Annotated in this window: 28 protein-coding genes; 5 read left to right on the forward strand and 23 right to left on the reverse strand. The window is 27.7% G+C overall.

Annotated features, from left to right (window positions below; all coding sequences use genetic code 11):
* Positions 1-360: 360 nt before the first annotated feature.
* Positions 361-636, reverse strand: coding sequence for an iron-sulfur cluster assembly accessory protein (locus CP523_RS02440; RefSeq protein ID WP_120140461.1), 276 nt, complete (start codon positions 634-636; stop codon positions 361-363).
* A 165-nt stretch (positions 637-801) separates the two neighbouring features.
* Between CP523_RS02440 and CP523_RS02445 the strand changes: the two genes are divergently transcribed.
* Positions 802-1335, forward strand: a complete 534-nt coding sequence (locus CP523_RS02445; RefSeq protein ID WP_066673961.1) for a ferritin-like domain-containing protein — start codon at positions 802-804, stop codon at positions 1333-1335.
* A 57-nt stretch (positions 1336-1392) separates the two neighbouring features.
* On the opposite strand, the gene CP523_RS02450 is transcribed toward CP523_RS02445, so the two are convergent.
* Positions 1393-1959 carry an SAM-dependent methyltransferase gene (locus tag CP523_RS02450; RefSeq protein WP_120140462.1) on the reverse strand — a complete coding sequence of 189 codons (567 nt, stop codon included), beginning with the start codon at positions 1957-1959 and terminating at the stop codon, positions 1393-1395.
* Between the two features lie 214 nt (positions 1960-2173).
* Here CP523_RS02450 and CP523_RS02455 point away from each other — a divergent pair, with 214 nt between their 5' ends.
* A complete protein-coding gene (locus tag CP523_RS02455; protein ID WP_066673959.1) occupies positions 2174-2590 on the forward strand; it encodes a hypothetical protein in 417 nt (138 codons plus the stop codon).
* A 43-nt stretch (positions 2591-2633) separates the two neighbouring features.
* On the opposite strand, the gene thiI is transcribed toward CP523_RS02455, so the two are convergent.
* Positions 2634-3788: a tRNA uracil 4-sulfurtransferase ThiI gene (gene thiI, locus CP523_RS02460; RefSeq protein WP_066673958.1), complete on the reverse strand. Its 1155-nt coding sequence runs from the start codon at positions 3786-3788 to the stop codon at positions 2634-2636.
* Complete coding sequence (locus CP523_RS02465) at positions 3785-4930, reverse strand: cysteine desulfurase family protein (RefSeq protein ID WP_120140463.1); 1146 nt, start codon at positions 4928-4930, stop codon at positions 3785-3787. Before CP523_RS02465 ends, thiI begins: the two co-directional genes overlap by 4 nt.
* Before the next feature lie 236 nt (positions 4931-5166).
* Here CP523_RS02465 and CP523_RS02470 point away from each other — a divergent pair, with 236 nt between their 5' ends.
* Positions 5167-5559: a hypothetical protein gene (locus CP523_RS02470; protein ID WP_066673956.1), complete on the forward strand. Its 393-nt coding sequence runs from the start codon at positions 5167-5169 to the stop codon at positions 5557-5559.
* 195 nt (positions 5560-5754) lie between these two features.
* Here the strand turns inward: CP523_RS02470 and CP523_RS02475 are convergent, their stop codons facing one another.
* Together CP523_RS02475 and CP523_RS02480 are read right to left on the reverse strand one after the other, a co-directional pair.
* Entirely contained in the window at positions 5755-6192 is a 438-nt protein-coding gene (locus CP523_RS02475) for an ACT domain-containing protein (RefSeq protein ID WP_066673954.1), read from the reverse strand.
* 400 nt (positions 6193-6592) lie between these two features.
* A complete protein-coding gene (locus CP523_RS02480; protein WP_120140464.1) occupies positions 6593-9142 on the reverse strand; it encodes a calcium-translocating P-type ATPase, SERCA-type in 2550 nt (849 codons plus the stop codon).
* Positions 9143-9282: 140 nt separating this feature from the next.
* On the opposite strand from CP523_RS02480, the gene CP523_RS02485 reads away from it, so the two are divergent.
* Together CP523_RS02485 and CP523_RS02490 are read left to right on the forward strand one after the other, a co-directional pair.
* Positions 9283-9597 carry a YbjQ family protein gene (locus CP523_RS02485; RefSeq protein WP_120140465.1) on the forward strand — a complete coding sequence of 105 codons (315 nt, stop codon included), beginning with the start codon at positions 9283-9285 and terminating at the stop codon, positions 9595-9597.
* 253 nt (positions 9598-9850) lie between these two features.
* Entirely contained in the window at positions 9851-11491 is a 1641-nt protein-coding gene (locus CP523_RS02490; RefSeq protein WP_066673951.1) for a putative manganese-dependent inorganic diphosphatase, read from the forward strand.
* 36 nt (positions 11492-11527) lie between these two features.
* On the opposite strand, the gene CP523_RS02495 is transcribed toward CP523_RS02490, so the two are convergent.
* From CP523_RS02495 to CP523_RS02575, 17 genes are read right to left on the reverse strand one after another with little or no spacing between them, the layout of a single operon-like run.
* Positions 11528-12301: a flagellar hook-basal body complex protein gene (locus CP523_RS02495; RefSeq protein WP_066673950.1), complete on the reverse strand. Its 774-nt coding sequence runs from the start codon at positions 12299-12301 to the stop codon at positions 11528-11530.
* A 14-nt stretch (positions 12302-12315) separates the two neighbouring features.
* Positions 12316-13086, reverse strand: a complete 771-nt coding sequence (locus CP523_RS02500; RefSeq protein WP_066673949.1) for a flagellar hook-basal body complex protein — start codon at positions 13084-13086, stop codon at positions 12316-12318.
* Positions 13083-13286 carry a hypothetical protein gene (locus tag CP523_RS02505; protein ID WP_066673948.1) on the reverse strand — a complete coding sequence of 68 codons (204 nt, stop codon included), beginning with the start codon at positions 13284-13286 and terminating at the stop codon, positions 13083-13085. The genes CP523_RS02500 and CP523_RS02505 overlap by 4 nt, the downstream gene beginning before the upstream one ends.
* A gap of 2 nt (positions 13287-13288) precedes the next feature.
* Positions 13289-13729, reverse strand: coding sequence for a hypothetical protein (locus CP523_RS02510; RefSeq protein ID WP_066673947.1), 441 nt, complete (start codon positions 13727-13729; stop codon positions 13289-13291).
* A 12-nt stretch (positions 13730-13741) separates the two neighbouring features.
* Positions 13742-14467, reverse strand: coding sequence for a FliA/WhiG family RNA polymerase sigma factor (locus CP523_RS02515; RefSeq protein ID WP_066673946.1), 726 nt, complete (start codon positions 14465-14467; stop codon positions 13742-13744).
* Between the two features lie 13 nt (positions 14468-14480).
* Positions 14481-15119 (reverse strand): flagellar brake protein, encoded by a 639-nt coding sequence (locus CP523_RS02520; RefSeq protein ID WP_066673944.1) that lies wholly within the window; start codon positions 15117-15119, stop codon positions 14481-14483.
* A 10-nt stretch (positions 15120-15129) separates the two neighbouring features.
* Positions 15130-15990, reverse strand: coding sequence for a MinD/ParA family protein (locus CP523_RS02525; protein WP_066673941.1), 861 nt, complete (start codon positions 15988-15990; stop codon positions 15130-15132).
* Positions 15984-17147, reverse strand: coding sequence for a flagellar biosynthesis GTPase FlhF (gene flhF / locus CP523_RS02530; protein WP_066673939.1), 1164 nt, complete (start codon positions 17145-17147; stop codon positions 15984-15986). Before flhF ends, CP523_RS02525 begins: the two co-directional genes overlap by 7 nt.
* On the reverse strand, positions 17144-19210 hold the full coding sequence (gene flhA / locus CP523_RS02535) for a flagellar biosynthesis protein FlhA (protein WP_066673937.1): 2067 nt from the start codon (positions 19208-19210) through the stop codon (positions 17144-17146). The genes flhF and flhA overlap by 4 nt, the downstream gene beginning before the upstream one ends.
* Before the next feature lie 14 nt (positions 19211-19224).
* On the reverse strand, positions 19225-21075 hold the full coding sequence (locus tag CP523_RS02540) for a fused FliR family export protein/FlhB family type III secretion system protein (protein WP_066673935.1): 1851 nt from the start codon (positions 21073-21075) through the stop codon (positions 19225-19227).
* Positions 21076-21086: 11 nt separating this feature from the next.
* Positions 21087-21356: a flagellar biosynthesis protein FliQ gene (gene fliQ / locus CP523_RS02545; RefSeq protein WP_066673934.1), complete on the reverse strand. Its 270-nt coding sequence runs from the start codon at positions 21354-21356 to the stop codon at positions 21087-21089.
* 9 nt (positions 21357-21365) lie between these two features.
* A complete protein-coding gene (fliP, locus tag CP523_RS02550; RefSeq protein ID WP_066673932.1) occupies positions 21366-22142 on the reverse strand; it encodes a flagellar type III secretion system pore protein FliP in 777 nt (258 codons plus the stop codon).
* Positions 22143-22154: 12 nt separating this feature from the next.
* Positions 22155-22526 carry a flagellar biosynthetic protein FliO gene (locus tag CP523_RS02555; RefSeq protein WP_066673930.1) on the reverse strand — a complete coding sequence of 124 codons (372 nt, stop codon included), beginning with the start codon at positions 22524-22526 and terminating at the stop codon, positions 22155-22157.
* 13 nt (positions 22527-22539) lie between these two features.
* Positions 22540-22989 carry a flagellar basal body-associated FliL family protein gene (locus CP523_RS02560; RefSeq protein WP_066673929.1) on the reverse strand — a complete coding sequence of 150 codons (450 nt, stop codon included), beginning with the start codon at positions 22987-22989 and terminating at the stop codon, positions 22540-22542.
* A 4-nt stretch (positions 22990-22993) separates the two neighbouring features.
* On the reverse strand, positions 22994-23737 hold the full coding sequence (locus CP523_RS02565; RefSeq protein ID WP_066673928.1) for a flagellar motor protein MotB: 744 nt from the start codon (positions 23735-23737) through the stop codon (positions 22994-22996).
* Positions 23737-24543: a motility protein A gene (locus CP523_RS02570; protein ID WP_066673927.1), complete on the reverse strand. Its 807-nt coding sequence runs from the start codon at positions 24541-24543 to the stop codon at positions 23737-23739. Before CP523_RS02570 ends, CP523_RS02565 begins: the two co-directional genes overlap by 1 nt.
* Positions 24544-24554: 11 nt before the next feature.
* On the reverse strand, positions 24555-24746 hold the full coding sequence (locus CP523_RS02575) for a flagellar FlbD family protein (protein WP_066673925.1): 192 nt from the start codon (positions 24744-24746) through the stop codon (positions 24555-24557).
* Positions 24747-24806 lie beyond the last annotated feature (60 nt).

Below are 24806 nucleotides of genomic sequence, written 5' to 3' on the forward strand. Positions count from 1 at the left end.
TTATTATATTAAAAACTTCTTCTACGCCTTCTACGTCCTCTACGTCTTCTGCAACAACAACAGCAACAACAACATCTGTTATTAAATCCAACACCAAAACACATATAATCACCTTCTTCTTTTGTGTACTATAATATATTCATAACATTACATAATTGTTCTTAAATATACCATTAATATTTCAACTATACCTACATGTTACTTACTATATATTTAAAACAAAAAATTAACTAATAAGAATATAATTTAAGCAGAAGATTATTATTTATTTTTAATCTTCTGCTTATTATAAAGTAATAATTTTTGAAGTTTTTTTGACAATTTGCTTTTGATTCTGCTATTTAAAAGCTTTATAGTACTTTATAAGCTTCTTATATAAAATCCATTATTATAAATATCTTTATCATATTTAATTTCTATATTATCACATAATCTTTCATCTTTTTTATCTATTACAAATTTTATACTATTAATTTCTACTTCTATATCATTTTGTGATTTATAATCGCAATAAATATCATAAGCAGGTTTTCCACATCCAACAGCTGCCACCTTTACCCTAACATAATCATTACTTCCGTTATTTACTAATTCTAATAATCCCTCTTTTGCCTTTTCATCAAATAAAATATTCATATGTACCTTTATTCTCCTTTTTAACAATATTCTTAATAGTATATTACTATATGTTTTCTCCAATTTAAATCCTATTTATAAATATTTTATACCATAATTTATAGTTACATTATATATATCCGTGCATATACTGTAATTATTAATAATTAATTTAAGGAGTATATAATGAGAAGTGATTTAAAAGAGGTTCCCGTACAGTTTAATGCTGATTTACCTTATCCTAAAATAGAGGTTGACACTGAGAACTTACAATATGCTAACTTAATCCAAATAAACTATGCCGGAATGGTATCTGAATTCTCAGCTATAACTCAATATACCTATCATGAGATTAAATTATTTGAAGATTATGCTGATGTAACTCCGACACTTATGGGTATCGCAGAAGTAGAAATGCATCATATGCAAATTCTTGGAGAACTAATAGTTGTCTTAGGTGGTGATCCTGGATATTGGATTAATAAAAAAAATAAAAAATTAAATTGGTCTCCTAATTTTGTTCAATATGGAACTACTTTAAAAGAAATGTTAACTTATGATATTGAATCTGAAAAAGCTGCTATTGCTCAATATCGAAAAACAGCTAATCAAATACAGGATGAAAACATAATTGCAATAATAAATAGAATAATTTTAGATGAAGAACATCATTTAAAGTTATTAAATGGATTATATGAAAAATACATTACCTCAAAATAATTATAATAAATAAAGAGTATATTGTTTTTATAAATATACTCTTTATTTATTATATACTTAGCTTTGAACCCTTTTTATTATTAAATAATACATATCATCATTTTCAAAAGCCTCTACCACATCAAGACCTGCAAGCTTAAATAGATTTTTTTGAAGATTTACATCTATTAGTCTATCTTCATTTAAATACTTTCTCTTTGAATTATGTAAATTATTCAAGTATTTTCTGCTATTTGGATAAGCTATTATTAATTTCCCATCTATCTTTAGATTTTCATTTACAAGATTATATATAGTTTCTACTTTCCTTTGTATATATTGAAATACTGAATATAAAATTATTTTATTATACTTTTTTGTAATTTTATTATTTTCTACATTAATCTTTTTAAAAACCACTTGAGGCAAATTTCCATATTTACTTTTAGCAAATTCTAGCATCACATCTGAAATATCTACAGCATCAATTTTACAATCACCACACTTTTCCATTATAAATGGTATTAGAATTCCATCACCTGTTCCTACATCTAATATTTCCTCTCCATAACTTAAGTGTATTTTATCTAAAAAATAATTTATCTTTTTTTCATTTCTATTGCTAAACTTAACATCTAAATTCATACTTCTCTCCTCTTAAATACTTAATTAATTATATATATTAAAATTTTGTCTAATTTATACTATATATAATTTAATTATTTATATTTACATTAATTTCATAATGTAATGGTTATAATAATTTCCTATTTAATAAAAATATAAAGTATGTTATAATCATTCTGATATAATATATAATTTTGTTTTTAATATTTGTATATATAAAGGAGTTTTTATTATGGGTTTCAAAGATAAAATGACTAAATACTTTTCAGATGCATATCTAGAAAAATATGGAGATAGAATGACTAGTGCTTCTGGTACCGTTTTATCAGTTAAATTAGAAGAAAAAAATATATTAGGTATTTTTAGAATATTAAAAGTTAACTTAATAGTTAAATCAGATATTGGAAAAGGTGTAGTTAAAGCATTATATAAGAAAAATAGATGGTTTAAAAAACCTGAATTTATTGATATAAAGCAAGGTCATAAAGTTATAATTATGGGTATCTCTGGTGAAAAAGGTAAAGAAAACTCTGACGTTATAATAGCATCAAATGTAGCCAATCTTTCTACTAAAAAGGACTTATTCCCATTTGACCATAGTCAATTAAAAAAGGCTAGACAACAAGCAACAAAAATGAGAGCAAGATAAATAAAAAAAGCTTAAAATTTAATTTTAAGCTTTTTTCTATTAATTAATTAAATATTACTAATTCAGTATTTTCTATTGCTTCTTTTACTAATCTGTCTATATCTAAAGATTCTTCTGACTTTCTTATTAAATCAACCCTAGGTTTAGTTTTTGGATGTTTAGGAACAAATATAGTACAACAATCTTCATATGGTAAAATTGATGTTTCATACGTTCCTATTTCTCTTGCTATATCCATTATATCTGTTTTATCCATTGCTATTAAAGGTCTAAATACTGGTCTATCCGCACAATCATTGCTTACCATCAATCCTTCCATAGTTTGACTTGCAACTTGCCCTATACTTTCCCCTGAGGAAACTGATTGTATCCCCTTTTCTTCAGCAATTGTACATGCAACTCTCATCATAAACCTTCTCATAATTATAGTTAATTCATCTTCTTTACACCCATTTATTATAGACATTTGGATTTCTGTAAATGGAACTATATAAAGATTCACTTTTTCTGTATATGTAGTTAATATTTTAGCAAGATTCTTTACTTTATCTTTTGCTCTTTCTGATGTATATGGATGACTGTGATAATATACACAATTTAATTCAACACCTCTTCTTGCCATTAAATACCCCGCAACTGGTGAATCTATTCCTCCTGATAACATAAGCATTGTACTTCCATTAATTCCATAAGGGAGTCCACCAACACCTTTAACCTTATCATTAGTTGTATATATGTATGCTTTTTCTCTTATTTCAATATTTACTAAACACTCTGGCTTTTTAACATTAACTTCAATTCCATCTATATGATGAACAACATATCCACCTACTTCTTTTGAAGTTTCTAAAGAAGTTTTAGGAAAAACTTTATTTGCTCTATTAGTTTCTATTTTAAATGTCTTTGGATTTGCTTCTCTAACTTTCTTTAAAGCTTCTTCTTTTATAGCTTGCATATCTCTTTTTGTTTCTGTAACTATACATACTTCTGATATTCCAAATACTTTTCTAACTCTTTCTACTGCTTCTTCTATATTGTCTGATTTTATAAAATATCTACCTTGATCTATTATTATTTCATATTCTAAACCTTTAAGCTTTTTCTTAATATTATCTCTAAGTTTCTTCTCAAATTTATTTCTATTTAATCCTTTTAAAAATATTTCTGATGCATATTTAACTAAGATTAATCTATTCATCTCTTTACTCTCCTTAAAAACTTTAATGAATTTTCTAATACCTCTATCACCTTATTAACTTCTTCCTTTGAGTTTTCTTCACTGAAAGAAAATCTAATAGCACTTTCTATGTCTGCCTTTGAAATCTTTAATGATTTCATAACATAACTTCCCTTTGAAATACTACTTTTTGATGTACATGCTGATCCTGTGGAAACATATATATCTTGCTCTTCTAATAAATGTAGTAAAACTTCTGCTTTTATCCCTCTAAAAGACACATTTAATATATATGGTGTAAAATTTTTATCTAATGGGCTATTAATCCTTATATCTTTAATATTTTCTAATCTACTTATCATATAACTTTTTATATCTAATACTTTTTTATAATTATAATCAATATTTTCTATAACCATTTCTGCTGCTTTTTTAAGACCCATAATAGCTGGTAAATTTTGAGTTCCGGCTCTTACTCCAGATTCTTGACTTCCACCACTTATAAGAGGATTTAAGACTATTCCCTTTTTTATAAATGTAAATCCGCTTCCTTTAGGTCCATGAAATTTATGACCTGCTACTGATAACATATCTATATTCATTTTCTTTACATCAATTGGTAACTTTCCATATGATTGAACTGCATCAACATGAAATTTTGCTCTCGATGAATTTTCTTTAATAATCTTACCTATTGATTCTATATCTTGTATAGTTCCCATTTCATTATTTACATGCATTATAGAAACAAGAACAGTATTCTTAGTTATTGATTCTTTTAAATCTTCTAATGAGATTCTTCCATATTCATCAACATCTAGATATGTAACCTTTACTCCTTCTTTTTCTAATCTTTCACACACCTTTAATACTGAATGATGTTCAAATACTGTAGTTATTAAATGATGTCCTGATTTTACTAATCCATTTATAATTAAATTATTTGATTCACTTCCTCCAGAGGTAAAATAAATTTCATCTTTGCTTGAGTTAATTGTAGATGATAAATACTCTCTAACTTCATTAAGCTTTTTCTCTGCCTTTATTCCAAGGCCATGAAGTGAAGAAGGATTTCCATAAACCTCTCTCATCCCCCTTACTACTTCATTAATAACTTCTTCATATGGCTTTGTTGTTGAACTATTATCAAAATAAATTCCCATAAAAATATTTACCTCCTATCTAATAAATATTATTCTCTAGAATTAATTTAATAATTCAAAGTATATTTATCAGTTCTCCGATATGTTTACTATGTTTTAATATATCATATTAATATATTTTTTCAATACCTATATGCATAATTTTATATAAATTTATGGTTAAATTATTAAAATATAATTATGAATACTGTATAATTATATTAATTTGAAATATCTTATCTATAAGGAGGCTTTCTATGAAAAAAAGTTTATTATTTTTATCTTTATTAACAATACTTATTTTAGTTTGTTTTCATTTTAACTTTTTTAAATTAATTGATACTAAAACTAATATAGTTAGAACTATTTCAAAAAATAAAATTCATAAGGTTACTTTTGAAAGCTTATCTAAATTAACTACAAAAAATAAAAGAGATGTCATAGAAGTTGACATATTAGTTAAAGATATTGATACTGAAAACTTAATTATAACTTCTGAAGGTCCTACTGAAGAGGTTACTATACAATTTCAATCTGATGAAGATTTATCTAAAATAAAATCAGGTGACAAAATAAAAATACGTGCAATAAAAAAAGGAATTAACTCATCTCCTAATATAGTTACATTAGATAATGCTATTATTATCTAAATAATAAAGGCCTTATAATATTAAGAATTATTATAAAGCCTTTAAAATTTATTAATTTTTTTACTTTTATCATCAATGCAAATTATAAATACAATATTTATAATAGTACAACTTACTTTTACTAAGCTATTAAGTATCTTTTAATTATTTATATGGTGAATTATAATTTATGCATTTAATATATTATAAAATTCATTACTCCATTGCTATAAATTCAACTTTACCAACATATTCTAACTTTTCTATTTCATTTAACCAATTTTTCAAATCACACCTTAAATTTGATATATCAACTGTTATACTTAAATTAGCCATTTTATTCATTGGTACTCCTTGATTAATCGTAATTATACTTCCACCCTCATTAGAAATATAATTTAATATGCATGATAATGCTCCTTTTCTATCTTCTATTATAAGGTTTAAGGTTACCTTCTTTCCAATATCAGTTTGTGAAAACTCAAATACAAAATCCTTGTATTTATAATAAACACTTCTACTAATTTCTACAGTTTTAGTTGCTTCTGTAACATCTTTAACTTTTCTTTCTTCTATTAATCTTTTTGCTTTTACTACCTTTTCAAAAACCTCTGGCAATACTCTTTTATCAATTACTAAATAATTTCCCTTCATTTATGTCTCCTTCTAATATCGTTGCTCCATCATTATCAAATTTAAAATATTTTACATCCCAATACACCTTAATTTCATAAAGATATTTTTCCATTATTATTTATTTTTTCTCTTAAAGATAAATCTAAAAATATTTCTTTTAACCATGTCTGTGCATCATCAAAATTATAATTAATATTCTCTTTAAGATCTTTAAAAATATTAGGAAACTTTTCTATAACATAAAGTCACCCATCTACAGAAATTCCATTTATTATTGCTGTAGATGATTTAAAATTCTTCTATTTTCTCCTGGTACTTATAAAATTCATTTAATCGCCCCAAATTTCCATTCTATACCATTATACTATCATGTATCTAGTATGGATACAACTGTTTTTTATGTGTATACAGATTTTTTTTATTTCTTTGATTTTACTAATAAATAAACACTATTTATCAAGAAAATTACACCTGAATAAAACAATACAATTGTCCAATGATTAAACATTAGTGGAACAGTATTAAATATACTTGATAAAAATGGTATATAAAGTATACTACAAACCATTAATGTTGATATAGTGCAAGCTCCAACTAAATATGGATTAGTAAATAACTTTATTTCGAATATAGAATGTCTTTCAGATCTACATTCGAATACATGTAAAAGTTGAGACATTACTAAAGTGGTTAAAGCTAAAGTTCTACATGTAACTAAATCCATTTCATAATATCTACCTGTCATAAATGCTAATAATGTACATATACCTATTAAACATCCTCTAACTAAAATTTTAGACCACAGTCCCCTTGCAAAAATACTTTCACCCTTTTCTCTTGGCTGTTGTCTCATTATATCCTTATCTGCTGGATCTACACCTAATGCAATTGCTGGAAGTCCATCAGTGGCTAAATTTACAAATAATATTTGTATTGGAGTAAGAGGATTTGGCATATAAAAAAGTGATGCTAAAAACATTGTTAAAACTTCACCTAAATTACATGATAATAAATATCTTATAAACTTTCTTATATTATCATATATGACTCTACCTTCTTCTACAGCAGATACAATTGTTGCAAAATTATCATCCATTAATACCATTGCAGCAGCTTCTTTAGTTACATCTGTTCCTGAAATTCCCATTGCTACTCCTATATCAGCTTCTTTAATTGCTGGGGCATCATTTACTCCATCCCCTGTCATAGCAACTATTTTATTTTGTTTTTTAAAGGCTTTTACTATTCTAAGCTTATGGTTTGGAGATACCCTTGCAAATACTCTAACTTTGTTAACCTTTTTCATTAATTCCTCATCAGTTAGCTTTTCTATTTCTTCTCCTGTTATTGCTTGATCCTCAGTATTGCAAATATTTATAGACTTTGCAATTGCTAATGCCGTATTTTTATGATCTCCTGTTATCATTACAGGTTGAATTCCCGCTAATTTACATTTAAGTACAGCATCTCTAACTTCTAATCTTGGTGGATCTATACTTCCTGCCACCCCTAAGAAAATAAGCCCCTTTTCAAGGTTTTCATTTTTTACTAACCCCTCTTCTTTATACGCAGCTGCAATACATCTTAGGGCTCTATTAGACATAGCTTCAATAAATGCAGCTACTTGTTTTTTCTTTTGGGATGTAAGAGGTTTTACTACACCATTTTCTAGTATATAGCTACATCTATCTATTACTCTTTCTGGTGCTCCTTTCATATAACAAGTTTCCTTAGTTCCTTCTCTAACAATAACACTCATCATTTTCCTTGTTGAATCAAATGGAATATCATAAATTCTATTTGAATTTGATATAAAAGCTTCTAGCAATGGTACATCTTTAAAGAATGCTTTTATTAAAGCTGTTTCTGTCGGATCTCCATGAAGAGCCTTATCTATGTTTTTAACATTAAAATCGTAATTACAATCGTTACAATAAATTAAAGCTTTCATCATCATAGTATGATTTGTAAGCTTTTCTTTTTCAATTTCGTAAATTCTTCCATTCATATATATTTCTTTTACAGTCATTTTATTTTGAGTTAAAGTACCTGTTTTATCTGAGCATATAACTGATGTACACCCTAAAGTTTCTACTGCCGGTAACTTCCTTACTAAAGCATTCTTCTTAAGCATTCTTGATACACCAAGTGCTAGTGCTACTGTTACTATTGCTGCAAGTCCTTCTGGTATGGCTGCAACTGCTAAAGAAACTCCAAGCATAAACATTTCCCCAATTGCATTCCCACGTAAAATACCTAAAACAGTAACAACTGCACAAATAACTAAACATAAAGCAACTAATACCTTACCTAAAGAATCTAATCTTTCTCTAAGTGGTGATTTTTCTTCTTCAATATTATCTAAAAGATCTGCTATTTTACCCATTTCTGTTTTCATTCCTATACCATCAACAAGTAAAATCCCTCTACCTTTTAAAATTGTAGTTCCCATATACCCTTGATTTTTATCTTTTTTAGTATCTTTTGATACTCCAACTGATTCTCCTGTTAAAAGTGATTCATCCACCATTATTGAAGAAGCTTCAATAAAAGTACCATCTGCTGGAACTCTATCTCCAGCCTCTAAAATTATAAGATCTCCAATAGTTACTTCTATTGAATTTATAACTTTTAAAGCACCATCTCTTAAAACCTTGCAAGTTGGAGCCGCTAAGTCTTTTAAGGCTTCTAATGATTTTTCTGTCCTATACTCTTGAACAAAGCCTAAAATAGCATTTACAACAACTATAATAAGAATAGTTATGGCATCTGCTTTGTCTCCCATTATTCCTGATATTATAGTAGCTGCAATAAGCACCCAAGTAATAAAGTCATTAAATTGAGATAAAAAGATAATTACTGGTGATGTTTTCTTTTTGTGAGATAATTCATTTAATCCATATGTTTTTTGCCTATTTTCCGCTTCTTTTGTGGTTAATCCTCTGCTTATTTCTCTTTCTTGTAGCACAAGTTGTCCTCCTTAATATGATTTCTATATATTATATTTTTTTAATTTTAAGATATGAATTTTTTTAAATACTTTACAAATATTACTTTAAAACTTAAAATATACTTTATAATACATTTTACAAATATAGGAGGTATTTTATGATAATCTTAACTACAAATGATTTTCCCGGTAAAAATATTAAAGAAGTAAAAGGTATAGTTCAAGGCAGCACTGTCCAATGCAAACATCTTGGTAGAGATATTGGTGCTGGCTTTAGAAACCTTGTTGGTGGAGAAATGAAAGCCTACAAAGATATGCTAGATGATTCAAGAAAAATTGCTATAGAAAGAATGGTGGAAGAGGGAAAATTACTAGGAGCTAATGCTATACTAGGTTTTAAATTAATGTCATCTACCGTAGCTGCTGGTGCTTCTGAAATGGTTGCTTATGGAACTGCCGTTATTGTAGAATAATTTATTCATAAATAGACAAACTCCAAAGTTCTATAAAAAGTTCTTTGGAGTTTTTACTATACTGAATAATTAATTATCAAAAATCCATAAAATAGAACCATCTTTTTAAATAATTTTTATTTTTTAATACTCTCCTTTTATAATTCTGATTATTTAGCCAAAATTCTACATATACTTTATATTGATGCTTTACAAATACTCAACATATCTATAGAATATTATGTATGAATATTTAACTAAGGAGGCAATAAATTTGAAAGATTTAATTTATGTTACTGGACATAAGAATCCAGATTCTGACTCAATTTGTGCAGCATATGCATACGCAGAGTTTAAGAATAAAACAGGAGATCTACCAGCTATTCCTGTAAGATTAGGAAATGTAAATCAAGAAACTCAATTTATTCTTGATTACTTTGGAGTAGAAGCTCCAAGATTTTTAAAAACTGTTAAGCTTAAAGTAGAAGATTTACAATTTGATAATATAGCACCAGTTTCACCTGACATTTCATTAAAAACAGCATGGCACATTATGAAAGAAAAGAATATAAAAACATTACCAGTTGCTGATGGAAATGATCATTTACTAGGGGTTTTAGCTATATCAAACCTAACTTCATGTTATATGGATATATGGGATAATAGAATACTAGCTAAAAGTAATACATCCCTTGATAACATAGTAGATACTTTATCTGCAAAAGAAATAAACGTTGATGAATCAAGAAAATCTTTCCCTGGAAAAATAACAGTTACTGCTATGCAACCTGGAAGTATGAAAGATCACATAGAAGAAGGAGATATTGCAATAGTTGGAGATAGAGAAGAAGCTCAAGATGCATTATTAGATTTAAATATCTCATTAATGATAATAACAGGCTCTCATATTCCTACTGATGCTATAATTAATAAAGCTAAGGAAAAAAATATAACTATTATAGTTACTCCTTATGATTCATTTACTGCATCAAGACTTATAATACAAAGTATCCCAGTTGGATATGTTATGGTTAAGGATAACTTAATTTCATTCTCAACTGATGATTTAGTAGATGATATTAAAGGAATAATGATTGAAACAAGATTTAGAAGCTATCCTGTTACTGATATAAACGGTAGAGTTTTAGGTACGGTTTCAAGATATCATTTAATTTCAAACTTTAAAAAGAAAATAATTCAAGTAGACCATAATGAAAGGGGTCAATCTGTAGATGGACTTGAAGATGCAGAAGTATTAGAAATTATAGATCATCACAGAGTTGCTGATATACAAACTAATAACCCTATATTCTTCAGAAATGAGCCTGTTGGAAGTACTTCAACAATTGTTGCTAAAAGCTTCTTTGAAAATGGCATAAGACCTTCTAAACAAGCAGCTGGTCTTTTATGTGGAGCTATAATTTCAGATACATTATTATTTAGAAGTCCAACTTGTACAAACCAAGATAAACATATTTGTAAAAAGCTTGCTGAAATAGCGGATATTAATATAGATGAATTTGCTAAAGCAATGTTTAAAGCTGGTACTTCTTTAAAGGGTAAAACAGTTGAACAAATATTCAACCAAGATTTTAAGCCTTTTACAATAGAAGATACTAAGGTTGGTATTGCTCAAGTAAATACAATGGATATCGAAGGCTTTATGCCTCTTAAGGAAGAAATGTTAGCTTACATGGAAACTAAGGCTAAAGAAGCTAATTTAGATATGGTTATGTTATTACTTACTGATATATTAAATGAAGGCTCTCAAATACTAGTTGCCGGTGAAAGACCTGAAATAGTAGAGAAAGCATTTAAAGTAACCCTAAAGGACAATACGACTTTCCTTGATGGTGTTTTATCAAGAAAGAAACAAGTTGTTCCTCCAATAACATCTTCAATAACATCTTCATAATGAAAAAAGCATCATCTAAAAGATGATGCTTTTTTATTATTTAGAACGTAAATTATTTACCATTCCCCACATTTCATCTGCAGTTTTTACTCCTCTAGAGTTTAACTCAAATGCTCTTTGGGTTATTATCATATCTGCAAACTCAGTTGCTATATCTACGTTAGATGCTTCTAATTTACCTTGGTATAAATTAAAATCACTAGCTCTGATTACTTCTGATCCTGGCATTGGTTTAAATAAATTATCTCCAATAGACATAAATGCCTTATCTCCAACTGCCGTATATAAAGGGATCTCTCCAACTTGTTTAAGTGTTCCTTGTTCATTTATAAAAAGTTGACCACTTTTATCTATCACAAAATTATCTTTTGTAAATTTAACATTATCTTCTGAAAATCCGGGTAAAAAATTTATCTCAAGTTTATTTCCTCTATTATCTACTAATCTATTATATCCATCAATTGATAATGCTCCATCTCTTGTATAAGCAATTTCACCATCTGGTGCAATAATTTTAAAATAACCATTTCCATCAATAGCTACATCAGTAGGTTTTGTAGTTGCTAATAAATTACCTTGTGAATCATTTCTAAACCAATCTGATGTTCTTACACCAGTTCCTATTTCAGATTCTTTATTATTTAAAGGTACCCCTTTTCTATCTAATGATTCCATCAACAAATCCCTGAATCCGATTTCTACCTTTTTATATCCTACTGTTGTTGAGTTAGCTAAATTATTTGATATAACATCTAATCTTTCTTGATTAGATATCATTCCACTTTTTCCTGTCCATAAAGTTCTTAACATAATCTAATTCCTCTCTATCTTACTGATCCTACTTCGTTAGCAGCTTTTCCTAAAGTTTCATCAATAGTTTGTATCATTTTTTGATTGGTTTCAAAGTTTCTCATTGTTGTCATCATTTCTACCATTTCATTTGCTATATTTATATTTGAAGCTTCTAAATATCCTTGTTTAACTGTTACTCTAGCATTATATACAGGATTATCTCCTCTATAATAATTGTCACCTATTTTTTTAAGTTTGCTATAATCTTCAAAATCAGCTGTAGATAAAGTATGAGTAATTTTTCCACCTATATTAAGATTATTATATTTGTCTAAATCAAATTTATTATTACCTACAAAAATCGGCTCCATTGCTCCTGTAGTTTTATTTACTCCAAGAACTTTATCTCTACTTAAATTAACTAAATATCCATCATTATCTACTTTAAAATTTCCGTCCCTAGTAAATAAAGTCTCATTTCCTCTTTTAACTGCAAAAAAGCCTCTTCCATCTATTGCAAAATCAGAAGGCTTATTTGTGGATTTTAACATACCTTGTGTAAACATTGTATCTACACTATCTATTTTAGCTCCTAAACTTAGGGTACCTAACTTTTGAGTCACATTTTTATTTCCAGATACTTTATCCCTATTTTGAAGCATAACTTCATCAAAACTCTTAATAGCTAAATTATCGCCTTTAAATCCTGTTGTATTAGCATTTGCCATATTATTATTTATATTAGATTGTCTATTTTCTAATGAAATTAAACCTGATACAGATGTATATAAACTTCTAATCACTTTTTTTCATCCCCTTTAAATATTACTTTGCATTCATCATCATAATGCATTCCTAAAGCTCTTGCTTTTTCTTCGACTTTATCATTTGATAGGGTTCCGTTATGTTTATATCCAAACATTAAAATAGTACTTAAAACCATTCCTATTCCTATTCCTAAAAGCACTTTTCTATCAGTAAAAAAATTCACTGTTTCTTTCATTTTTACAATAATCCTTTTATTAATAAAACTTCACCTCTACCTATAGATAATTTTTCACATACTTCTTCATCACTTAATCCTTGCTTTAATAAAGCCTTAACTTGCTCTGTTTTATCTTTTTTACTTAAGTTATTCGGAAATTTAATGTTAGATATAACACCATTTTCATATAATTTTACATTTTCACTGTTATTATCGTCTTTTTCTTTAGTTTTCTTAATATTTTCAATAGAAATTTTCATACTTTCCATTTCTTTTTGAATATCTAAGATACTTTCAGCCATATCTTTTCTTATAGAAATAATCTCTAAATCATAATCTCTATTATTGTTATTTTCTTCTCTTTTCAAAATATCATTAAATGAATTATCCTCTTTTTTTATTACTTTTAAGTTTAATCCAATAAGTAATATCCCTATTATTAATATCAAAACTGGAATCATTATATATCCTCTCTATATGTAATCTATTTTTTTCATCAATGCTCTAAGATTTCTAATGGCTCTACTATGTAATTGACAAACTCTTGATTCTGAAACTTGTAAAACTGAACCTATTTCCTTTAAAGTAAGTCCTTCATAATAATATAATGTCAAAACAATTTTGTCTTTTTCTTTCAATTTATTTATACATTCAGCTAATATTTCAACTTTTTCTTTATCTTCTAATGTTTCCTCTGGAGATGGACTATTTTTATCTTCTATTATCCCCATTATAGTAACTTCATCATCATCTGAATAAATTATGTTTTCTAAGGATACAACTGACATATAATTTATGTAATTTTCTATTTCTGAAATATCTTCTTTAGTTACATTTAAATCTATTGCAATTTCTTCTAAGGTAGGCTCTCTCATAAATTTATTTTGTAATCTTTCTACACTCTCATTGTACTTAGCTAACTTATCCATAGCACCTTTAGATATAGGTCTATTTTTTCTTATTTCATCAATCATAGCCCCTCTTATCCTAATTGTTGCATAAGAAGAAAATTTCATACCCTTTGTAGCGTCATATTTATTTATGGCATCCATAAGTCCTACTATACCATAACTTACCAGATCTTCATATTCTATATATTTAGTTTTACCAAGCATTACTCTAGATGCTAGATGTTTTACTAAAGGTATATAATTTTCTATAATTTTTCCCTTATCTCCTAAAGCACTTTGATTTTCCATAAATATTTCTCCTCTAAATTAACTCTCTTTGTTTTCTCATAATACTAAATACAACTTTTATTATTTTCTCTCTTGTTTTACTATCTATGTTTAGAAAACTGATTCCATAAAAATAACTATCTTCTTTCTTTTTACCCCTTACTACATTACCTTTTACCTTAACAGCTGTATCATCATAATTAATGTCTATCAATAAAAGCTCCCCTATATTTAGATTTTCTTTGGATTTTATTTTCATTCCCCCGCCACTTAAATCTAATAATATAGCTCTATATGATGTATTTTCATATTCTTTATCTTCTAATATTTCCCCTACTTTTTTATACTCTATAAACTCAAAAATTTTAACTCTTACAAAATCTCTTCTTTGTATTTTCTTTATATCATAAGGAAGACTTAATTTATAATAAATTATATTTCCATCTTTACCTCTCTCAATTACCTTACAATTAAAATTGAATAGATTAGAGTTATTATCATAATATATTATTTTAATATCTTCTTTATTTTGTAATGTAAGATATCTTCCTTTAATAACTGGAACACTTATTTGTAAACAGTTATCTTTAATATCTTGCACTATACTCTTATATCTCCACTTTCCTTTAATAACATCTAATCTATTATTTACCTTCAATTCTAATTTAGCCATACCCTCACCTCTAAGAAAAAATATCAAATAACCTTTTAAATAACCCTTTTGCTCCAATTCCATTAACTTTACTATTTGTATGTGTAATTAAATTACTTATTTTTCTAATACATCTAGCTGCATCACAATTTGGATAAGATACTACAAATGGAACTTGTTCTCTAACTGCCATTAATAAATTTCTATCTTCATAAACACATCCTAAATAATTAACTTTCATATTTAAAAATCTTTCTACTGCAAGTTTAAATTTATAGAATGTTTTTTCTCCCTCTTTTAAATCAAAAACCTTATTAACAACAATATTAGCCTTTGTTTTTATTTTAAATCTATCAACAGATTTAACTAAACTATATCCATCTGTTAAGGAAGTTGGTTCAGGAGTAGTTACTAATATAAATTCTTCTGCACAAGCTATAAAAGCTAAAACACTTCTACTTATTCCTGCTCCAGTATCTATAAAAATAAAATCAAATCCTTCTAACATTTCTATTTTCTTTAAGAATATTTCTCTTTCATGCTCTTGAAGATCTTCTATATTATTTAATCCACTTCCCCCTGGAAGAAGTTTAACTCCCGCTGGTCCATCTACTATAACTTCTTCTATTGATTTTTCTCCATTAATTAAATCTAAAACATTATATTTAGGAAATAATCCCATTAACACATCATCATTTCCCATCCCTATGTCTGCATCAAAAATCAATACTCTCTTTCCTTGCTTTTGAAGGGTTATAGCTAAATTAACAACAAAATTACTTTTCCCAACTCCACCTTTTCCTGAGGTAATAGTTATTATTCTAGCTTTCTTATCTACAGAGCTTTTTTCACCATTTACTAATTTTCTTAAGCTTTCAGCCTGATCTAACATAAATTTTCCTCCCCTAAAACAATTTTTTTCAATTCTTCTATTTTAGGTCTTTTTATATCATCAGGTACATTTTGTCCAGTAGTTATATAAGCAATTTTAGAATTTGACTTTTTACATATATTATATATAGAGCCATAAGCCCTTGTTTCATCTAATTTTGTAATTATTATTTTGTCATATCCTATTTCACTATAACCTTTTATAATTACATCTAAATCTCTATTTTTAGTTGTACTACTAACAACTAATGCTGTATGATCTGCATTTACTTTATTAACATAAGCTCTTAATTCTGATATTTGCATATAATTTTTACTACTTCTTCCTGTTGTATCTATAAGAACTACATCACAATCTTCTAGATCTTTTATTGCTTGTTCCATCTCTTTTAAAGTAATAACTACTCTAAATGGAATTCCCATTATTTCAGCATAAGTTTTTAACTGCTCAACAGCTCCTATTCTATATGTATCTATTGTTATTAGACCAACCTTTTTCTTATCTATTAATGAAAGTCTTCCTGCAAGTTTTGCTATTGTTGTAGTCTTTCCTACGCCTGTTGGTCCTACAAGAACTACTTTCCCATTTAAATCTCCATCCCATATATGTATATCTTTTGATAATACTTTATTAAAATCTTCTTCAAAATTCTTTACATCATCAGAACACTGTTCTCTTATTTCTTCAAAAAATACTTCGTCTATATCTATATCTTTTAATTTCTTTAAAATTAAATCTTCTTCTTTCTCAGTATTTTTTATAACTTTACTTAATAAATTTTTAATCTCTTTAACTTCAGAATCAAGTTCACTTTTTTCCAGTTTATTTTCTTGTTTATTTTCTGGTTTATGGACTTGTTGTTCTATATTTTTTGCTTTAAGTCCATCTTGACCCTTCTGTATAAGTTTTTTAAAATCTTCTAATGATTCATTAAAATCATTAGAAGATTTTGTATATTTTCTTCCTTCACTTTTAGCAGGTGTTTTACTATTTTCTATAGCTGCAGTTATTTCTATTATTTTAGGTGAAAAATATCCCTTAACCCCTGCTGCTCGCACTTTTCTTTGACTGATTATTATTGCATCTTTACCAAGCTCACTTCTTATTTTAATTAAAGCTTCATTCATATTTTTAGCTAAATATTTTTTTATTATCATTGTAAAGATACAACTCCTTCTGTTTTAATTTCAACATCATTTGGTATTTCATTTAATGAAATTACCATTATATGAGGATATACCATTTCTATAAGTTTTCTAAATACTGAACGTATATTTGGTGAAACTAAAATAACTGGTTGGTTATTAAAGAAATATACTCCCTCAACTACATCTCTTAAAGATTCTAATATTCTACTTGTAGTATCTGGATCTACTGCTGGGAAAGATCCTTGCATTGATTTTTGAATATTAGCTCCTATAATTTCTTCTATTTGTGGTGATAATGTTACAACTGTAACACATCTATTTTCATCTATTATTTGATTACAAATTGTTCTTGCAAGTGCAAATCTAACATACTCTGTTAAAAGTTCTATATCATTAGTAACCCTTGCATTATCTGCTAAAGCTTCCATTATTGTAACCATATCTTTTATTGGAACTTTTTCTCTTAGTAAGTTTTGTAATACTTTTTGTAATTCACCTATAGTCATTAAATCCGGTATAAGTTCTTCAACAACAGCACTATATTTTTCTTTTGTGTTTTCTACTATTAATTGAACTTCTTGTCTTCCTAATAATTCATAAGAATTTGCCTTAATAGTTTCTGTTAAATGAGTTACCATAACTGTAGTTGGATCTACAACTGTAAGTCCTTTTATTTCAGCTTCTTCCCTTTGATCCTTATTAATCCAAACCGCTGGCAATTTGAATGTAGGTTCCACTGTTCTTATACCTGCTATTTGAGAATTATCCCCTGTTGGATCCATACATAATAGCATATTAGGCATAAGTTCTGAAGATGATATTACAGTTCCTCTAATTTTAATTAAATACTCATTAGTTTTTATTTGTAGATTATCCCTTATTCTAATAGGCTGCACTACTATCCCCATTTCAATTGCACACTGTCTTCTAACTGATGCTATTCTTTGAAGTAAATCTCCACCTGTAGATTCATCAGCTAAAGGGATTAAACCATATCCAATTTCTACCTCCATAGGTTCTACAGAAATTAAATTCATAACATTTTCAGGTTCTTTTCTTTCCATTTCAGTGTACTCTTCTTCAACTTTTGCAATTTCAGCTTCTTCTCTATTTAATTCTTCTTTATATAGCATGTAAGATAGAATTCCCATAGCAATAGACGCTAGTAAAAATGGTATCTTAGGCATACCTGGAACTAATGCTAAAAATAACATAATAGCTGAAACAATTCCTGTTGCTATTGGAAAGGCTGTAAGTTGCTTAGTGAAAGTTTTACCAAAGTTATCTTTTGCTCCTGATCTTGTAACTAATATACCTGATGCAGTAGATATTAATAACGCTGGTATCTGACCAACTAAGCCATCACCAACTGTAAGTCTTGTATAGAGTTCTGCTGCTTGTCCAAAATCCATATTTTTTTGCATTACACCAATTACTATACCTGCAATTATATTTATAAGAGTAATTATAATACCTGCTATAGCATCACCTTTAACGAATTTTGATGCCCCATCCATAGCCCCATAAAAGTCTGCTTCTGATTGAAGATCTTGTCTTCTTTCTTTTGCCATTTGCTCATCTATAAGACCTGCATTAAGGTCTGCATCAATACTCATTTGTTTACCTGGCATAGCATCTAAAGTAAATCTTGCTGATACTTCTGATACTCTTCCTGCACCATTAGTTATAACTACAAATTGTATAATAACAATAATTAAAAAGATTATAATTCCAACTACATAATTTCCACCTATAACAAATTCACCAAAGGCTTCTATTATTTTTCCTGCTCCACCTTCACTTAAAATAAGTCTTGTAGATGAAATGTTAAGACCTAATCTAAATAAAGTTGTTACCAATAATAACGTGGGAAACACTGATAGTTGCAATACGTTAGTAGTAAACATTGTAATCATTATGATTACCGCTGATAAAGTTATATTAAATGCTAATAATATATCTAATATAAATGGTGGTAATGGTATAATTATCATTAATACTATACCAATAACACCAAAGGCTACTAACACGTCTAAATTGTTCTTAACATCAAACTTCTTTTCTCCGAGCACCCTTATCCCATCCTTTATTTTCTAGTTACTTTTCTCTTCTTTTGATTTAGTTTATATACCATAGCTAGAATTTCAGCCACAGCCTGATACATATCCTGTGGAATTTCTTCATCAATTTCAACTTGATTATAAATAAGTCTAGCTAATGGTTTATTTTCTATAATAGGAACTTCACTTTCTTTTGCTAGCTCTTTTATTTTCATTGCTATATTATCTGCTCCCTTTGCTATAACTCTTGGTGCCTCATTTTCACCATCTTCATATTTAATCGCTACTGCTAAATGTGTTGGGTTAGTTATAACAACTGTTGCATCTCCAACTGACTGCATCATTCTTCTTTGAGACATTTCTCTTTGTTTTTGTTTTATCTTAGATTTTAATTGAGGATCACCTTCCATTTGTTTATATTCCTCTTTAACTTCCTGCTTAGTCATTCTAAGGTCTTTATTATATAATCTAAATTGAACAAAATAATCTATTGCAGCTAATGCTATTAAAAGTATTGTTATTTTAGTAAATATGCCTAAGACTAAATTTTTAACTTCTACTCCTAGAGTAGGTAAATATAAATTACCTATTTGAATTATACTGCTAAAGTTATCTTTAACATATGAATATCCTATAAAAGCTACTATAGAAACCATAATAATATTTTTTATTAAATCTATCATAGCTTTTTTAGAAAACATATTTTTAAATCCATTTATAGGATTTAACTTACCAAAAGAAGGTTTTATAGCATCCTTTGTTACTAAAAATCCTGTTTGCATTAAACTTGCTACTACACCTGCCAACATAATAGGAACTACTATTGGTATAATAGCAACTGCCATCTTACTTGTTACTAATAAGTTTATTCCTTTAATACTATCTTCCGTTAACTTCATTACACCTGCATCATTTAAGAAATATATTATATTTCCCTTTAAAGTATTTACTAAAAATGTACTAAGTCCCATTATAACTAATGTTACTGTTAACATTGTTAAAGCTAATCCAACATCTTTACTTCTTGCTATTTGCCCTTTTTTTCTAGCATCGCTTTTTTTCTTTGGAGTAGCTTCCTCGGTTTTTTCATCTGCCGATATTATAAATAATAAAGGAGCTACAGTCATAATCTTTCTGAATATCTCCGGTATATAACTTATACTGCTAATAAAAACTTTAATTACTATTGGAAGTGATATTGATACTGCAATTAGGCCTACTAATATTTTTACTGGCATTCCTAAAATCATAACGTTTATCTGTGGTACTGCTCTAGATATAAGTCCCATAGATATATCTGTTATTATAATTATCAATACTATTGGTATTGCAATTTTTAATCCTATAGCAAAATACTTAGCTATAATATCTATAATAGCCATCATTGTTTCTTTATATAAAATGTTCTTACCTAATGGAACTAATATAAAACTTTCTATTAAAGACTTTATAATCATATGATGTCCATCTATTAAAAAGAAGATTATCATTGACACATAATGCAATAAATTTCCAAACACAGTTGTGTTTGTTTTAGTATTTGGATCTAATACACTAACCATACTCAATCCAATATGTACATCCATTAAACTACCAGCCATTAATACTACTTCAAAAGCTAAATTAGTTATAATTCCTAAAATTATTCCAGTAGAAGCTTCTGATAATATATACATAATTAACATTAAATTATTGTTTATTAATTCTATATTCGAATTATCTACTCCACCTAATATTGCAAATGAAAATATAAGTGAAAAAAACATCTTTAAAGTTTTAGGAGTTCCATTTGGAAAAAACACCTTTGTTATTGCAAAAAAGCTTGTTAATCTTACAAATACGAATAATAGAGCTAAAAAGTAGGTTGCATCAATCACTAAGCTACCTCCTAAGTTGAAATTCTAATAATTAATTCAAAAATTCTTTCAGTAAATGATACTACAGTATGAAGCATCCAACTACCAAGAATAAGTCCAACTGCTGCAATGCCTATTAATTTAGGAACAAATGTTAAAGTTTGTTCCTGAATTTGAGTTGTAGCTTGAAAAATACTTATTATTAAACCAATTAAAATTGCTACTATCAATATTGGTCCTGCAACTTTTAATGAGGTGTATAAAGCATCCTTTACAACCCCAATTACTAAATTTTCGCTCATTTTCCTCACCTACCCAAAACTTAATACTAAAGATTTTACTAGTAGATACCATCCATCTACCATCACAAATAATAATAATTTAAATGGCAATGATACCATTACTGGTGGAAGCATAAACATTCCCATAGACATAAGAACACTTGCTACTACCATATCTATTATTAAAAATGGCATAAATAATAAAAATCCTATTTGAAAAGCAGTTTTTAATTCACTTATTGCAAAAGCTGGTATAATAACTTGTATTGGTACATTGTCTTTTGTTACTTCATCCTTATTTATTTTTGCTGTTTCAATAAATAATTCTAAATCTTTTTGTCTTGTTTGTTTATACATAAACTCTCTTAATGGTTTTGTTCCAATTTCAATCGCTTTTTCTTGAGTTATTTCATTAGCCATATATGGTTTTAATGCCTTATCATTTATTTCTCCATAAACAGGACTCATTATAAATATAGTTAAAAATAATGCTAATCCAACTAATACTTGATTTGGAATTGATTGTTGTGCTCCAAGAGCACTTTTTAAAAATGAAAAAACCACAATAATTCTTGTGAAACTAGTCATCATTATTATTATAGATGGTAATAATGTTAATATAGTTAAAGTTATTAATAACTTTATATTATCCACATAATCTTGTGGTGTTCCATTTTCTCCTCCAACAGAAATATTTACATTTGGTACCTGTATTGGATTAGGCTCTGCACTTACACTTCTTGTATGGAGAAGCATAAAGCCAATGGCTAAAAATATTATAAAAAAATATTTTTTCCTATTTTTCATTGTCCTCTTCCTTTAACGTATATTTTTTTTATTGTACTTATTAAAAATCAGTTTAAATTTATTAATTATATTTTCATATCCTTCATTTAATTGATTTTGTTCTTCAAGCTTTTTATTTTCTATAGATAAAATTTCTTCTTCTGATAAATCTTGTAATTTCTCCATTTTTCCATTAGAAGAGGACATAACATATCCCTTAGATCCAACCTTTAAAATAACAATAAAATTATCTTTTGATACTTGAGATCTTTCTAATACTTTAATATAATTCTTTCTATTAATTCGGTTAATCCTATCTCCACTAACCTTAAAAGTTAAATACATAACTCCCAATACAATTACTAGAGATAGTATTAATCTTACACACATCCATATAAATTCCATATTTCTATATTCCCTATTGAATTACTATGTCTTTTATATAAACGTCTCTTATAGCTCCTGTTCTTAGCTTTTGATTTATTCTCTTAACTAACTCACCTTTCAAGTTAGTTTCACTTTCCGCATTAAAATCTTTAGCTTTACAAGATTTAAAATAATATATTGCAGTATCTCTAATTGCTACTTTTTTATCTTCTATTTCTTTTCCTAATTCTTCATTGCTCTTATCATATCCAATTGAAGCGCTTAATTTAGCATATCTTCTTCCACCTTCATCACTAAGGTTTATGAAAACTTCACCTAAATCATTGTAACTTTCTTCAATAACTACTTCACCTGCAGAAACTTTCTTACTTTCTGCAAAATAAACTGCTGCAAAAGTAGCTGCTCCTACTACTACTAAAGCTAAAATTATAACAATTATCTTTTTACCTTTATTTCCGTCTTTATCCTTTTCAATAGCCATTTTATCACTCCTTGTCTTTTGACATTATTAAAATATTAACTCTTCTATTTTTAGCTAAGTTATCATAACTATCATTTGGTGCTACTGGTCTATATTCTCCATACCCAGCTGCTGTAAATCTTTTTGGATTTTCTCCCTTAGCTTCAACAAAATATCTTACAACATTAACTGCTCTATCAGCTGATAATTCCCAGTTTGATGGAAACTCCGTTGTATGTATTGGTCTATTATCTGTATGTCCCTCAACTATAATTGGGTTATCCATAGACGCTATAAGAGAATTTATCTTATCCAATATTCCTTTACTATCTTCTCTTAGTGAAGAACTTGAAGTTTCAAATAATATGTTATCTCTTAATTGAATTACTACGCCTCTTTCACTATCTACAATTTCTACTACAGATGATAAATCATTTTCTTCAACAAATTTCTTAACATCTATATACATTTTTTGTTGCTCTGTTCTTGCAGCTTCATCTACGTTAACTTCTATATCAGCTTCTCCTCCAATTAAAGGAACCTCACCATTGTACATGTCGTACTCCATTATAGTGTTACCTTTTTCACCATTCATTAATGTTTGGAAAGCATTAGATAGTCGTTGCATTTTTTGATTATCAACACTAGACATTGAATACAAAAGTATAAAAAAAGTAAGCAATAAAGTAATACAATCCGAATATGTGGCTAACCATTCATTTCCTGTTGGCTCATCATTAACTTTTATTTTTTTATTTCTTCTAGCCATTAGCTGACAACTCCTTCATTGTTTTCAACTGTATTGCTTAAGTAAGCTAATCTTTCATTTGGCTTAAGATATGTAAGAAGTTTTTCTTCTACTATTCTTGGATTAACTCCAGATTGTATTGAAAGTATTCCCTCTAACATCATTTGTCTAATTTGAGCTTCTTGTTCACTTTTGCTCTTTAAATTTGCTGCCATAGGATTGCAGAAAACATTTGCTAAAATTGAACCATAGAAAGTTGTAATTAATGCTTTTCCCATACCTGATGCTATATTTGATACATCTGTTAAGTTCTGTAACATTTGAATAAGTCCTATAAGAGTACCTATCATACCAAATGCTGGTGCATATACTCCCCAAGTACTATATATACTTGAACCTTTCATATGTCTATTTTCCATTTCATCAATTTCAAGTTCTAATATTTCTTTTATTGTTTCTGGCTCTATACCATCTACTACCATTTGAAGACCCTTTTTTAAGAAATCATCTTTTAAATCTGAAATATCATCTTCTAATGATAATAGTCCTTCTCTTCTAGCTTTTTTTGATAGATCTGTAAATTGTAATATTATATCTTGTGCTGATACTTTCGTTTCTTTAAATGCTTCAACAAATAATTTACCTAGATTTTTTACTTCTTTTAAAGAATAAGTTATTAAGACGGCACTAAACGATCCTCCTACAGTTATCAGTACTGATGGAAAATCCCAAAATATTCTTAAACTACTTCCTGCCATCATTCCATATACTAATAAAATTCCACCTACCAATAACCCAAAGAAGGTTAATGTATCTGACTTTTTCATAATAATGCCTCCTAAAACCTATAAGTTACAATTTTATTTTTGTATCTAATAACTTTTTCTACTACCTCGTCAGTACTTTCTAGTACTAAATACTTCTTTCCAGATACTAAAGTTATTACTGTTTCTGGAACTGATTCAATTTTTTCAATATGATCAGCATTTAAAATAAGTTCTACATTATTCATACCTGTTAAATTAATCATTTCTTCTCTTCCCACCTTTTATAAATGAGTAAGAATAGGCAATGATATTACTATCATGCT

This window comes from Clostridium septicum, assembly GCF_003606265.1.
GTDB lineage: Bacteria > Bacillota > Clostridia > Clostridiales > Clostridiaceae > Clostridium > Clostridium septicum.

Coding starts and splice junctions, on each gene's coding strand:
- CP523_RS02575 (WP_066673925.1), bottom strand. CDS start 24,746: ATGATTAATTTAACAGGTATGAATAATGTAGAACTTATTTTAAATGCT.
- CP523_RS02470 (WP_066673956.1), top strand. CDS start 5,167: ATGAAAAAAAGTTTATTATTTTTATCTTTATTAACAATACTTATTTTA.
- CP523_RS02525 (WP_066673941.1), bottom strand. CDS start 15,990: ATGTTAGATCAGGCTGAAAGCTTAAGAAAATTAGTAAATGGTGAAAAA.
- CP523_RS02445 (WP_066673961.1), top strand. CDS start 802: ATGAGAAGTGATTTAAAAGAGGTTCCCGTACAGTTTAATGCTGATTTA.
- CP523_RS02555 (WP_066673930.1), bottom strand. CDS start 22,526: ATGGAATTTATATGGATGTGTGTAAGATTAATACTATCTCTAGTAATT.
- CP523_RS02560 (WP_066673929.1), bottom strand. CDS start 22,989: ATGGCTATTGAAAAGGATAAAGACGGAAATAAAGGTAAAAAGATAATT.
- CP523_RS02450 (WP_120140462.1), bottom strand. CDS start 1,959: ATGAATTTAGATGTTAAGTTTAGCAATAGAAATGAAAAAAAGATAAAT.
- CP523_RS02515 (WP_066673946.1), bottom strand. CDS start 14,467: ATGGAAAATCAAAGTGCTTTAGGAGATAAGGGAAAAATTATAGAAAAT.
- fliP (WP_066673932.1), bottom strand. CDS start 22,142: ATGAAAAATAGGAAAAAATATTTTTTTATAATATTTTTAGCCATTGGC.
- CP523_RS02505 (WP_066673948.1), bottom strand. CDS start 13,286: ATGAAAGAAACAGTGAATTTTTTTACTGATAGAAAAGTGCTTTTAGGA.
- CP523_RS02475 (WP_066673954.1), bottom strand. CDS start 6,192: ATGAAGGGAAATTATTTAGTAATTGATAAAAGAGTATTGCCAGAGGTT.
- CP523_RS02485 (WP_120140465.1), top strand. CDS start 9,283: ATGATAATCTTAACTACAAATGATTTTCCCGGTAAAAATATTAAAGAA.
- CP523_RS02455 (WP_066673959.1), top strand. CDS start 2,174: ATGGGTTTCAAAGATAAAATGACTAAATACTTTTCAGATGCATATCTA.
- CP523_RS02510 (WP_066673947.1), bottom strand. CDS start 13,729: ATGATTCCAGTTTTGATATTAATAATAGGGATATTACTTATTGGATTA.
- flhF (WP_066673939.1), bottom strand. CDS start 17,147: ATGATAATAAAAAAATATTTAGCTAAAAATATGAATGAAGCTTTAATT.
- CP523_RS02520 (WP_066673944.1), bottom strand. CDS start 15,119: ATGGCTAAATTAGAATTGAAGGTAAATAATAGATTAGATGTTATTAAA.
- CP523_RS02440 (WP_120140461.1), bottom strand. CDS start 636: ATGAATATTTTATTTGATGAAAAGGCAAAAGAGGGATTATTAGAATTA.
- thiI (WP_066673958.1), bottom strand. CDS start 3,788: ATGAATAGATTAATCTTAGTTAAATATGCATCAGAAATATTTTTAAAA.
- fliQ (WP_066673934.1), bottom strand. CDS start 21,356: ATGAGCGAAAATTTAGTAATTGGGGTTGTAAAGGATGCTTTATACACC.
- CP523_RS02565 (WP_066673928.1), bottom strand. CDS start 23,737: ATGGCTAGAAGAAATAAAAAAATAAAAGTTAATGATGAGCCAACAGGA.
- CP523_RS02495 (WP_066673950.1), bottom strand. CDS start 12,301: ATGTTAAGAACTTTATGGACAGGAAAAAGTGGAATGATATCTAATCAA.
- CP523_RS02570 (WP_066673927.1), bottom strand. CDS start 24,543: ATGAAAAAGTCAGATACATTAACCTTCTTTGGGTTATTGGTAGGTGGA.
- CP523_RS02465 (WP_120140463.1), bottom strand. CDS start 4,930: ATGGGAATTTATTTTGATAATAGTTCAACAACAAAGCCATATGAAGAA.